Here is a 12,411-nt window from a genome sequence, read left to right as displayed (position 1 = left end):
CAGTATGTTGATACAATTGTAAGAGGAGGTGCTGATATGGAACACATTTCCGCCCCGATAATCTATGAACTGGACTACAGCAGCGAAGGCATACAGGATTTTGATTCAAGAGTCCAAGAAATTGTCGGTAAGGATGCGAAGTACCTTTTGCATTATCCGACAGTGTATATCGTCAATGACAAGAATAAAGAGAAGCAGTTCTCGGTTTACATCGGGGAAACTTCCGATATCAAGAAGAGGACCATACAGCATCTGACGGTCGATCCGAAAACAAGGAGCGATTGGGAGAACCTGGCCATTTCAGAATCATCCAAAATGTACGTGATCGGTCATGATCATTTCAATAAGTCACTTACATTGGATATCGAAAACAAACTGATGCTGTATATGTCCAGCATTGAAAATGTCGACGCAGTCTATAACCGCCGGACCAATCAGCAGAACGACTATTTTACATCCCATGAGGTGGACAAGATCTTCTCGAAGATCTGGAGAGGACTGCAGAAGAAAAATAAGGAGCTTTTTCCGGTAGAGCAGATCATCAGGGATTCCGCCATTTTTAAGGCTTCTCCGTTCCATAAACTGACGGAGGAGCAGATCCGCACGAAGGACTTCATCACTTTGCGCATCATGCAAGCTCTGACGAAAGGGGAAACGGGTCAGCTGATTCTTGTGACCGGTGAAGCGGGATCCGGAAAGACGGTATTGATGAGCAGTCTGTTTTATGAACTGAACCAATTATCCAAGGATGATCCGGAAAATCTGATCTTCAAGGATACAAAGAATTTCCTCTTGGTGAACCACGAGCAGCAGCTGAAGGTCTATCAGCAGATTGCGACCAAATTGGGCATCTACAGCAAAAAGCAGCCAGACCTCGTTTCTAAACCGACCCCGTTCATCAATAATCATGGGCCGGAGGACAAAGTGGATGTGGTGATCGTCGATGAGGCGCATTTGCTGTGGACGCAGGGAAAACAGTCCTATCGCGGAAAGAATCAACTGCACGATCTGTTGGAACGCGCCAAGGTAGTTGTGGCGGTGTTCGACCAAAACCAGGTGCTTTCGACACAACAGTACTGGGAATACGAGGAATTGATGAGCCTTCAGCATGAAGCCCAATTAAATGGCAACTTGATGTATCTTTCGAACCAGATGCGCATCAATTCCGACAAAGCGACGGTGAATTGGATCCGTTCCCTGATTGATGAGCAGGAAGTCGGGAAAATCCCTGTCGATTCAAAAAATTACGATATCCAGGTGTTTACCAGCCCGGAAGAACTGCACGCAGCCATCAAAGCGAAGGCGGAGAGTCAGGATTCGGGCATTTCCAGGCTGACGGCCACCTTCGATTGGGATTATGTAGATAAGCGCAAACCTGAAGGGGAGGACTATTGGTACGTCCGGGTGGGCGACTGGAAATTGCCGTGGAATCTGCAGCTGCCTGTTGCTTCGAAGAAACAATCAATCAAAAACAAGCACCTTTCGTGGGCCGAACAGGAGCAGACGGTCGACGAAGTCGGCTCCACTTTCACGGTCCAAGGTTTTGACCTGAACTATGCGGGCGTCATCATCGGGCCATCCGTGAAATACCGGAACGGCAAAATCATTTTTGACCGCCAAGAGAGCAAAAATAAAAAAGCCACTCAAAAGAGGAGCCTTAAGGACGGCAGCAAGGAATATTTCTCCGACACATTGCTGAAGAACGAACTGAACGTGTTGCTGACCAGAGGAGTGAACGGCTTGTACCTCTTTGCGGTGGATGAAGAACTGCAACAAGCACTAATGGATGCCAGAAAGGGATGACACAAATGAACTCAATGGATAAAATCAATAAATTACGCGATGACCGCGACTGGCGCCAATTCCACAACGAGAAGGATCTTGCCATCTCGATTTCGTTGGAGGCCGCTGAACTGCTGGAGCTTTTCCAATGGAAATCTCCTGAGGAAGTCAAAGAGACCAGCATCGAACGGATCAAGGAAGAGCTCGCCGATGTGCTGATCTATTCCCACATGCTGGCGAGCAACCTCGATCTGGACATCGATGAGATCATCGAGGCGAAGCTGGAGAAGAACAACATCAAGTATCCGGTGGACAAGAGCAAAGGGAACAAAGAGAAATATACGGAGTTCTAACTGTAAACACCGTATTTTTAAAATACAAAGGGGTGTATCCTGCGATGGCTGAGGCAAAACCAGATAATATAAAGTATGTAAATTTATTGAGTGATATTGATTCCGGAAGAGTGAAAATCCCTCAATTCCAACGCGAGTATGTTTGGAGTAAAGAAGATGCCGCAAAGTTGATTGATAGTGTGCTAAGAGGATACCCCATAGGGACTTTCATATTATGGAAAACACGAGATACATTACGCTCCGTAAGAGATATTGGTGGTTTGAAATTGAAAGATGCTCCTGAAGGTGATTCAGTCTATTATGTTTTGGACGGTCAGCAGAGAATCACTAGCCTGTATGCTGGAATCAAAGGTGTGGTTGTTAAACGGGAAAATTTCAAAAATAAGAAGGTGAATATAATCGAGGATTTTTCTCGAATTTATATCGATCTGACTGCTGAAGAAAATGATGAACAAATTGTTGTCACTGATGTTGAGAACTTGAACGAAACTCAGTATATTTCTCTAAAAGAACTGCTTGATATGGATTTGTTGAAAATAGTAACTAAATATAATGATAATGAAATAATTAACCAGATAGGTTTGTACCGAACAAAAATTCAGAACTATCAATTTTCCATCGTTGAACTGACAGATGCGCCAATCGAGGTGGCTACGGAGGTTTTCACCAGATTAAATACAGGTGGTAAAACATTAACGGTTTTTGAAATCATGTCAGCAAAAATGTATAACGAGAAGCTTGGGTTCGATCTTGCTGAAAAACATGATGCATTTTTGGAGGAACTAGAAACTAAGCGGTTCGGGGCAATCAGCAATACAGTAATGCTACAACTGATTTCATTAATTTTAAACAAGGATTGTATTAAGAAATCAATTCTCTCCACAAACAGGACTGAATTCATAGCCATTTGGGATAAAGCAGTCGATGCTACGAGAGATGCAATAGATTATTTCCGAACCTTTTATAGGATTCCTGTTTCCGGCCTCCTTCCGTACGACTCTCTATTGGTACCCTTTGCTTACTTTTTCTGCTTCAACAATAGCAAAAAGCCAGATGATTTTCAGAGAAAATGGCTACAGGATTATTTTTGGAGGTGCTGCCTTACTTCGAGATTCTCAAGTGGCGTGGAAAGTAAAATGGCTCAAGATATAAAAAAAATCGAAAGCATACTTTCGAAAGAAGAACCAGAACAATTAGGGGGCATTGATGTATCCCTTTCGGCATTAGAACAAAACGGCAAATTTACGGTAGGACGAGCTTACATAAAAGCATTGATTTGCATTCTATCCTATCATGACCCCAAATCATTTGATGACGGCTCAAAAGTAATTCTAGACAATGATTATCTTAAAATGTCCACAAGCAAAAATTATCATCATTTCTTTCCAAGAGCTTATCTTAGCAAAAAGAAGATTGATGAGGACAAAATCAACCATATCGCCAACATTACTTTGGTTGATGACTTTTTGAACAAACAGAAAATAAGAGATAAAGCACCATCGGTATATATGAAAGATTATGTCGCCGGTAACGAAAATATTGTTAAGACGATGAAGTCACATTTAATAAATGATTTGGATACGTGGGGAATCTGGACAGACGAATATGACATTTTCTTCAACAAGCGATTAGCGGCGATCCAAAAAGAGTTAAAGGAAAGATTGATAATTAACCAGTATGACAGAGTCGAATAAACTCGTAAAGTGTGTGTGCACAATCTTTTAATTTTCTTGTAAATTCCCATTGATGTTTCAAAAGAATCTGTACTTATCCCAAATCAGGAGGCACGCTATGGACAGCTTAACAATCAAACAAGCAGCCGAAAGATCGAAAAAAATCCGGGAGCATTACCACTCACTTGAAATGAAGCATCACGGCAGTGTATGGTCCGTGGAAGAAGACGCGTTGGCGTTTTTGACGGATGCGGGGCTTGTGGGGCGCTTGACCATGGCACAGCAAGGACGTTGGCCGGTCGGTAACTCGAACGAATCCGGTTTAGAGCACAAAATCGGTGAAAGCATCTGGTGGCTGATGGTGTTGGCAGATCGGATGGGCATCGACTGCGAGAAAGCGCTGGATAATTTCTTGAGCACAACCGAGAAGAGATTTGACCTCTAGAGGCAATCATTTTCTGGATGCATGAATATTTAAATGGGGACTCCAGAACAACGGAGGGTTGTTCGTTACTTCCCGCATAGCTACACCAAAAACAGCAGCAAGGGAACCACAACGATGGTTCCTTTGCTGCTGTTTTTGGTGTGTTCTTTTTTGGATGCATGCAAGATTCGTCAAAAAGGGCGTTGCGGGATAAAAAGAAATGGGTTATCATGTTGTTTGTAAACCGCAATAATTTATAGGGTAACAATCAAGATGGTAGATACAGGAGGAGTTAAGTTATGAAGACAAAAGTTTTGACTAGGGTAACAATGATGGTGGCTTTGATGATTGTGTCGGGGGTATTGACGATTCCGCTTCCCGGCCTGCCGGTTCCGATCGTGCTGCAAAATATGATGATGATGCTCGCGGGCGGGCTGCTCGGCAAGAAATACGGCCCTCTTGCTGTGAGTGTTTTTCTGCTGATGGTAGCGGTAGGTTTTCCGGTTTTATCCGGCGGACGGGGCGGTATTGCCATATTCGCCAGCGCAAGCGGCGGGTTTTTGCTTGGATACGTGTTGGCCCCACTTGTGATCGGCTACTTGCTTGAGAAGAATTGGGAAAAACTTACTTTTCCTAAAGCCGTTCTCATTTTTATCCTTGGAGGGACTTTGCTGATTGATTTTTGCGGCAGTTTTTCCATGGCGTATTACATGGGCAACTCTTGGTTAAACGGATTGAAGATGACGTTGGCCTTTGTTCCTCTGGATACGGTTAAAGCGATTTTAGCAGCTTGGATTACCTTGCGCCTCAAGAAACGCTACAGTCTGATTTCCTTTAAGTTAGCATAAATTGATTTAGGCAGGTGCGATGATGAAGCGTATTGATGATTGGCATGCAAAAAATGCTATGCAGACAGCGATAATTGATGGGAAAGAATTGGTGACCTACAAGCAATTGGAGGAGCGCGTTCAGGATCGGGCTAAGATATTAGCGGGAATTCCTCAAAAAGTGATCCTTGCACCTATGTCGAATGCCATTGAGCAACTGATTAATTTTTTGGCGTTGATCCGGGCGGACAAAGTGGCAGTGCCCGTTAATGCTGGCATTTCTGATCAGGGACTGCAGGATATATTGAATCAGTTTGAGGATCCGCTGGTGTTGATGGATATCCATACCATTTCCCAAAAAGTTGCCGTCCCCGTTGATTCTGCTGAATATGCGTCACCAAGCGATTTGGCGTTTATCGGCTTTACCTCGGGGACGACCGGGCAGCCGAAGGGTTACCGTAGAACCCATCAATCCTGGGTCAAGAGTTTTGAGGGGACGAATGCGTTGATTCCCCAATCCGGCAGCCAAAGCGCCACGGTCTTTGGCTCGATGCACTATTCTTTGAGTCTGTACACGCTGATGCAGACGCTCTATTTTGGGCAGACCTTCATCCTGAATCAGCATTTTTCCACAAATCGTCTGATTGCCCTCATCAAGCAGACGGAGGCGTTGACTTGTTATCTTGTACCGACCATGATCCACGCGCTCATTTCCAAACTGGAGGCTCAAAATGAAGTGTTGACGGAAAACTACACAATCATTTCATCTGGCGCTAAGCTGAATGTGGACATCCGCAGGAAGCTGTACCACTATTGCCCGAATGTGCAGTTATATGAATTCTATGGTTCATCGGAAACAAGCTACATTTCGATGGAAACCGTGCAGGGCATACCTTCCGATAATAGCGTCGGCCAGATGTTTCCCGGAGTGGAGGTCACCATTGATCAGCCCAATGCTGAAGGCGTTGGTGAAATACAGGTCAGCAGCCCTTTGAACTTTGCGGGGTACCACCGCAAAAGCGAGGACCACGTAGCCACAGTCGCATGCGTTTCAACCGGTGATCTGGGCAAATTGGCAGGGAACACACTTGAATACTATGGCCGAAAAGATGATTGCATCAATCGAGGCGGCGAGAAATTCTATCCGCAGGAATTTGAGCGTCATTTGTTAAAGTTGGCGGCTGTTGCTGAAATCGTCGTGCTTGGCATTCCGGATGAACATTACAATGAAAAAATTGGAGCCGTCATTGTTTGGTCCGACCAAAATCAAGTGATGAGCTTGGCCGAAATCAATACTTATTTATCGGCCCGGATGGCCCGTCCTGCCAAAATCGATCACGTTTTCGCCGTCGAAGAGATACCGAAACAAAACAACGGAAAAATATCCAGGAAACAATTACTGCATGAGTTAGTAAAGGAGCGAGTGCCCAGTGTCATCTAAGGTTTATATTGTTGAGGCTGCACGTCTGCCCATCGGAAAGTACGGCGGGATGTACAGCGACGTTGGTCCGGAAGAACTAGGCGGATTCCTGATGAAAACCATGCTGGACAAGCATCCGGGCCTAAACGAGCACACTGATGAGGTCATTATTGGAAATGTAATCGGTGGCGGTGGCAATGTTGCCAGACGCGTTGCCTTAAAAGCAGGTCTGCCTGTGGAAACGCCGGCGGTCACTGTAGACCGTCAATGCGCATCCGGGCTTGAAGCCATTGCCATCGGACACATGAAAATAATGTCCGGTTTCGGCGAAATCATGATTTGCGGCGGTGTGGAAAGCAGCAGCCGCGCACCGTGGCAAATTGAACGGCCTAAATCCCTGTATGGCATGCAAGCCCCTCAAATATTGACACGCCAGCCACTGTCCACTAACGAATATGGCGATCCGGATATGGGCGCAGCTGCTGAGGAACTCGCTGAAAAGTATGGCATTACCCGCCAGCAGCAAGACGCGTTTGCGCTTCAGAGTCAACTGAAATGCCAAAGTGCCAAACAAGCTGGGGTATTCCAATCAGAAATCACACCTTTTCGAGTAAATGACGAGCTCCTGCTGCGTGACGATGAATGCCCGAGAAGCCGAAGCAGCATGGAAAGCTTGAATCGATTGAAGCCGGTCTTTAAGGCAAACGGCACGATAACGGCCGGGAATTGTTGTCCCGTCAATGATGGGGCGAGCTTCACGATTTTGGCATCGGAACAAGCATGTCGGCTTTATCATTTGACGCCGATTGCGCAAGTTGTCGATGCTGTTGCGGTAGGGGTTGATCCCAATGACTTTGGGTTAGGTCCCGTTCCTGCCGTTCAAAAGCTGTTGGCACGCCAAAGGTTAACGTTTGAGGACATCGATGTGATTGAGCTGAATGAGGCTTTTGCCGTGCAGGCATTGGCTTGCATCAAATTGGGCAATTTTCCGATCGAAAAAATCAACCCTTCCGGCGGTGCGACTGCATTCGGACATCCGTACGGCGCTACAGGGGCTATCCTGGTTACTAGGCTGCTGACCGAATTGAACAGGAATGAAAGTAATCGATGCGGCATTATCACGATGTGCGTAGGCGGGGGCCAAGGTGCTGCCATGCTCATCAGGAAGGCAGGACCAATTGATGGCGAACAGTAAAATCATGCAGTTTTCGGAAGCGGACATCCGCGCGTACAATCAGCTCGTCGATCCAACATTGGGTAGCAAAATAAGCCTCAGCTATCTGGCGACGTTATGGCAGGAATTCGACTTGCCGGAATTAGCCGATCAAATGCCGATACTGATGAAGCAAGCCTTCAACTGTTGCCACGAGCTTGGCTTCCATCAACCGTATGCCATTTCATTAAGCCTTACCGATAAGGCTCCTTTTAAACCCGGAAAACCTTGTTGGACGTATACGTTGCTCATCAAGCAAGAAAATGCAGTGATTGCGACATGCGCGACCACTTTGCTGGTGGAGGGCCACATATGACATCAGAAGCGAACAGCTTGCTTTTCTCTCCAGCGGAATTGCGGGCTTACAAAACAATTTCAAGAGACACCAATCCGATTCATGACACAGGATTGGTGTTCGGCATTTTGATTATGGCCAAAGTCGAGGCGTTTTTATCAGCCCATTGGGATTACCAAGTCATCACCAAATATGAGTACAAGTTCCTGAAGCCATTGTTTGTGGGCGAACGCGCCCAGGTGAAATTTCTTCATGAAGGTGAATTTGAGGTTTGGCGGGAGAATGAATGCATCGGGAAGGGTGTTTGTATTGGCAAATAGAATCGTATTGATTACTGGCGGGACAAGAGGCATAGGATTTGCCTTGGCAAAAACTTTTTTGAGCGTGGGAGACCGGGTAGTCATCACTTCGAAGACTGCGGAAAGCATCGAACAGGCAGAGGGGGATTTGGTCCAATTCAAAGATCAGCTTTGGGCGAAGCGCTGTGATGTCCGCGACCGCAAGGACTGCCGACAGTTGATCCAGGACATTGTTCAGGAATTCGACAGGATCGATATTTTGATCAACAATGCAGGCATTTGCGCAGACGGGCAATTTTACAAGATGAGCGGAGAAAATTGGGATCACGTCACGGATACCAACATCAACAGCTTATACAACGTCACCCAGCCGGTGGTGAAGCAGATGATGAAACAGCCGGAACCCAGTTATATTTATTCCATGACTTCAACCGCCGGCATGTACGGCGTCTTTGGTCAAGCGAATTACAGCGCCAGCAAAGCTGCTGTGATCGGATTTACGTATGCTTTGGCGGACGAAGTCAAACGCTTTAACATTCAGGTTAATGCTGTTTCGCCAGCCGCAAAAACTGACATGACGATTCCGGCCATCAAGCGCGCAGAGGAAGAATGCGCCAGGAAAGGCGAACCTTTCCCGGATTATTGGCGGATTGGTTCGAGCGAGCAGGTTGCGACCCGGATAATCCAATTGATCGATTCGCCGAAGACACCCACGGGAACAGTATTCGGGATCAACGGCGAGCAAGTTTGGAACTATCATCGGCCGGAAAGGTCCGAATATTGTATTTGAAGCAGGTGGAACCGGAGAGGGAGCATTTTCCGGTTCTCTTTGCAAGGACAGCAATGGGTTACGAAATGATAAAAAACGGAGGCAATGAATAATGACAACTGTGGAACAACTATTGGGTATCGAATATCCCATTCTGCAAGGGGCAATGGCGAACATCTCAACACATAAACTTGTAGGCCCCGTTTCGGAAGCGGGAGGGTTAGGCATCATCGGTGCGTGCGGCATGTCCGCAGAACAGCTCCGCGAAGAAATACGCTTGACGCGCGCTATCACAAACAAGCCGTTCGGAGTAAATCTGATGCTGCAGATGCCAAATTGTGATGAACTTGTGCAAGTCATCCTCGAAGAAGGGATCGGAGTCGTAACGACAGGAGCCGGGTCGCCAAAGAAATATATGCCGATTTTCAAAGAAGCGGGCATCAAGGTGATTCCCGTCATCGCCTCGGTCAAACATGCCATAAAAATGGAGGCGGCAGGGGCAGACGCAGTCATTGCTGAAGGACAGGAAGCCGGCGGGCACATCGGCCAGACTTCATCATTATCTTTGTTGCCCCAGGTTGTCGATGCCGTTGCCATTCCCGTTTTGGGGGCAGGCGGAGTCGGGGACGGCCGTTCGGTTGTCGCGATGTATGCATTAGGAGCGCAAGGCATACAAGTCGGTACCTTATTCCTGTCCGCGGAAGAATGCCCGATTTCGGACAGATACAGACAATTTCTGTTGGACGCAAACGACACAGCGACGATCGTGACCGGCCGCAAAGCCAAAGAGCCAGTGCGGTCACTCCGCAATTCGATGCTGGAGCAATACGCTGCCTTGGAAGAAGCGAACGCACCCCATGAAGAGTTGGAGAAACTGACGGTCGGGTCGTTGGCTCGCGCCGTCCATGATGGGGATATTGAAACGGGTTCATGCATGGCAGGCGAAATCGCCGGGATGATCGGAAACATCCGTCCTGCCAAACAAATCATCGAAGAGCTTTTCGCTGAAGCCGAGGCTGTATTGGCAAAACTGAGAATCAAATATTGAAATAGGAAGACGATAACGAAATTCAGAGCTGAAAGCCTCCCATCAGAGGTATTTGGCTCTATTTTATTTGGAACAATTAAATTCCTGATTCGCAGGATAGTTTGGTAAGATAGTAACAGGAAGACTGCGCTCTGGTTATACTGAACGGAAATGTTTTGGAGGTGAAATAAAATGTACAATCATCAATTGGATACATTCATAAAAGTCGCCGATGCGGGCAGTTTCAATAAGGCGTCCGAAGAACTGTATGTATCACCGAATGCTGTCATGAAACAAATCAATCTTCTGGAAAACAGTCTGGGATTTGACTTGTTTGTCCGGACGCATCGGGGCGTCCGCTTGACACCAGCAGGCGAATCCTTGTACCGGGATGCGAAGTATCTCATCCAATATGCCAAAGATTCCGTCGCGAGAGCCGAAAAGATGGTGGCAGAGCCCAAGCACGTACTAAGGATCGGGACCTCATTGACGACGCCGGTCCAATTTTTGGTCAGTCTGTGGCCCCAGATCCGCCAACATAATCCGGATCTGAAATTTGAACTGGTCTCATTCGAGAACACCCCGGAGAATGCGCGGGAAATCATGAATCATTTCGGCAGGAACATCGATGTGGTCGCCGGCATCTATAGCGATAATATATTGAGCGAGCGGCGTTGTTCGGCATTGAAATTGTATGATACACCTCTTTGTGCGGCGGTCCCGCTCCATCATCGCTTGGCATCAAATGATGAAATAGCGATCGAGGACCTGTTCGATGAAAAGGTCATGCTCATCAAACGCGGCTACATGAGTGCCTTTGATGAAGTCAGGGATAATCTGGCAGAAAACTATCCGAGGATCCAGATTGAAGATTTTTCATTTTTCGATGTGAATGTCTTCAACAAATGTGAAAATGACAATGCGGTTCTGATCGGTGTGAAGGAATGGGGAAATGTCCATCCTTTGCTGAAAATCATTCCGATCAGCTGGAAGCATACGATTCCGATGGGGATCCTGCATTCAAACACGCCATCCAAGGATGTCAAAAAATTCCTGCAAATCATCAGTCGGATATACGAGGTCCAGTCCTAATCTTTGGGTTGCAACTTGTGAGCCAAGAGAGACTTCTTAATAGTCTCTTTTTTACTATACTTAAGTTGTAATGATTCGAAGGGGGAAATGGAAATGAACACAAGAGTATTGGGAAGAGGCTTGGAAGTATCCGCAATCGGGCTTGGCTGCATGGGGATGGATCATGCCTACGGTGCACCCGCGGACAGGGAAGAAATGATCAAGCTGATCCGGCGCGCTGTCGAATTAGGCTGCAATTTTTTTGATACCGCGGTCATCTACGGCGAAGCGAATGAAGTGCTGTTGGGAAAAGCCCTGGAAATATACAACCGTGAAGACGTGATCATCGCCACAAAATTCGGCATCTACGGCCAGAAAATGGTTGACGGCAAGCTTGAAAATCAACTGAACAGCAAACCGGATTCCATCAGGGAACAGGTGGAAGGCTCATTGAAACGCTTGGGCGTTGATTATATCGACTTGTATTATCAGCACCGTGTGGACCCGGAAGTTGAACCGGAAGCGGTTGCCGGGGTCATGAAGGAATTGATGGCTGAAGGCAAAATCAGACATTGGGGCTTATCCAACGCACCTCTGAATTACTTGAGAAGAGCCCACGCTGTCTGCCCAGTGACCTGCATCGAAAATCAATATTCGATGGTTTTCAGAGAACCGGAAAAGGAAATCTTTCAGGTATGCGAAGAGTTGGGCATCGGCTTTGTCGCGTATTCCCCACTCGGAAATGGTTTCTTGAGCGGGAAATATGATGCGAACACGGTATATCCTGAAGGCGACTTCCGCAGCAAGATGGGCAGATTCAGCCCTGAAGTGATGCAAAAAAATCAAGCGCTGTTGGACTTATTGAAGGAAATCGCCGATAGCAAGAACGCCACGAGCGCGCAAATCGTTTTGGCTTGGGAACTAGCCCAAAAACCATGGATCGTCCCGATTCCCGGCACAACGAAAATGCACCGTTTGGAAGAAAATTTGGGCGGAGCCGATATAGAATTGAGCCCAGAGGAATTGAAGGACATCAACGCAGCCTTGGATGCGCTGGATATCGATGAGACGCATTTCTGAGTAGAGTCTACCGTATTATGTAAAACCCCATCCGAAAATGACCCGCTAAATAATGCGAGCCAATTTCAGGTGGGATTTTCCTTTCCTTTGGGATTCTCGCTCTCTGGTGTATGATTAGGATAGAGAAAAAGTACTCATCTATCCGCAAGATTTGCATGCCCTATACTGATTAACTAAC

The 12,411-nt window shown here is 46.7% G+C and carries 13 protein-coding genes; all 13 read left to right on the top strand.

Features of this window, described 5'->3' with window-relative positions:
• Window positions 1-36: 36 nt before the first annotated feature.
• Window positions 37-1,803, top strand: a complete 1,767-nt coding sequence (locus BM184_RS07110) for a DUF2075 domain-containing protein (protein ID WP_086942654.1) — start codon at window positions 37-39, stop codon at window positions 1,801-1,803.
• A 5-nt stretch (window positions 1,804-1,808) separates the two neighbouring features.
• Window positions 1,809-2,135 carry a nucleotide pyrophosphohydrolase gene (locus tag BM184_RS07105; protein ID WP_086942732.1) on the top strand — a complete coding sequence of 109 codons (327 nt, stop codon included), beginning with the start codon at window positions 1,809-1,811 and terminating at the stop codon, window positions 2,133-2,135.
• A gap of 44 nt (window positions 2,136-2,179) precedes the next feature.
• Complete coding sequence (locus BM184_RS07100) at window positions 2,180-3,829, top strand: DUF262 domain-containing protein (protein WP_086942655.1); 1,650 nt, start codon at window positions 2,180-2,182, stop codon at window positions 3,827-3,829.
• Between the two features lie 97 nt (window positions 3,830-3,926).
• The gene (locus tag BM184_RS07095) at window positions 3,927-4,253 is read left to right on the top strand and encodes a nucleoside triphosphate pyrophosphohydrolase family protein (protein WP_086942656.1); all 327 of its coding nucleotides are present in this window, start codon (window positions 3,927-3,929) and stop codon (window positions 4,251-4,253) included.
• Window positions 4,254-4,531: 278 nt separating this feature from the next.
• Window positions 4,532-5,080: a biotin transporter BioY gene (locus tag BM184_RS07090; protein WP_086942657.1), complete on the top strand. Its 549-nt coding sequence runs from the start codon at window positions 4,532-4,534 to the stop codon at window positions 5,078-5,080.
• Window positions 5,081-5,099: 19 nt separating this feature from the next.
• Window positions 5,100-6,500 (top strand): class I adenylate-forming enzyme family protein, encoded by a 1,401-nt coding sequence (locus tag BM184_RS07085; protein WP_086942658.1) that lies wholly within the window; start codon window positions 5,100-5,102, stop codon window positions 6,498-6,500.
• Entirely contained in the window at window positions 6,490-7,674 is a 1,185-nt protein-coding gene (locus BM184_RS07080) for a thiolase family protein (protein WP_218151000.1), read from the top strand. The genes BM184_RS07085 and BM184_RS07080 overlap by 11 nt, the downstream gene beginning before the upstream one ends.
• Window positions 7,661-8,008: a hypothetical protein gene (locus BM184_RS07075; RefSeq protein ID WP_086942659.1), complete on the top strand. Its 348-nt coding sequence runs from the start codon at window positions 7,661-7,663 to the stop codon at window positions 8,006-8,008. Before BM184_RS07080 ends, BM184_RS07075 begins: the two co-directional genes overlap by 14 nt.
• Window positions 8,005-8,307 (top strand): hotdog family protein, encoded by a 303-nt coding sequence (locus BM184_RS07070; RefSeq protein WP_086942660.1) that lies wholly within the window; start codon window positions 8,005-8,007, stop codon window positions 8,305-8,307. Before BM184_RS07075 ends, BM184_RS07070 begins: the two co-directional genes overlap by 4 nt.
• Window positions 8,297-9,076, top strand: a complete 780-nt coding sequence (locus BM184_RS07065; RefSeq protein WP_177208581.1) for an SDR family NAD(P)-dependent oxidoreductase — start codon at window positions 8,297-8,299, stop codon at window positions 9,074-9,076. Before BM184_RS07070 ends, BM184_RS07065 begins: the two co-directional genes overlap by 11 nt.
• A 91-nt stretch (window positions 9,077-9,167) precedes the next feature.
• Window positions 9,168-10,103 (top strand): nitronate monooxygenase, encoded by a 936-nt coding sequence (locus tag BM184_RS07060; protein WP_086942662.1) that lies wholly within the window; start codon window positions 9,168-9,170, stop codon window positions 10,101-10,103.
• Window positions 10,104-10,274: 171 nt separating this feature from the next.
• Window positions 10,275-11,174, top strand: a complete 900-nt coding sequence (locus BM184_RS07055; RefSeq protein WP_086942663.1) for a LysR family transcriptional regulator — start codon at window positions 10,275-10,277, stop codon at window positions 11,172-11,174.
• Between the two features lie 93 nt (window positions 11,175-11,267).
• On the top strand, window positions 11,268-12,233 hold the full coding sequence (locus BM184_RS07050; RefSeq protein WP_086942664.1) for an aldo/keto reductase: 966 nt from the start codon (window positions 11,268-11,270) through the stop codon (window positions 12,231-12,233).
• Window positions 12,234-12,411 lie beyond the last annotated feature (178 nt).

Source organism: Trichococcus pasteurii (assembly GCF_900112935.1).
Classification (GTDB): Bacteria; Bacillota; Bacilli; order Lactobacillales; family Aerococcaceae; genus Trichococcus; species Trichococcus pasteurii.
The sequence above is the reverse complement of the archived record's forward strand: the minus strand, read 5'-3'. Positions and strand labels throughout refer to the sequence as shown.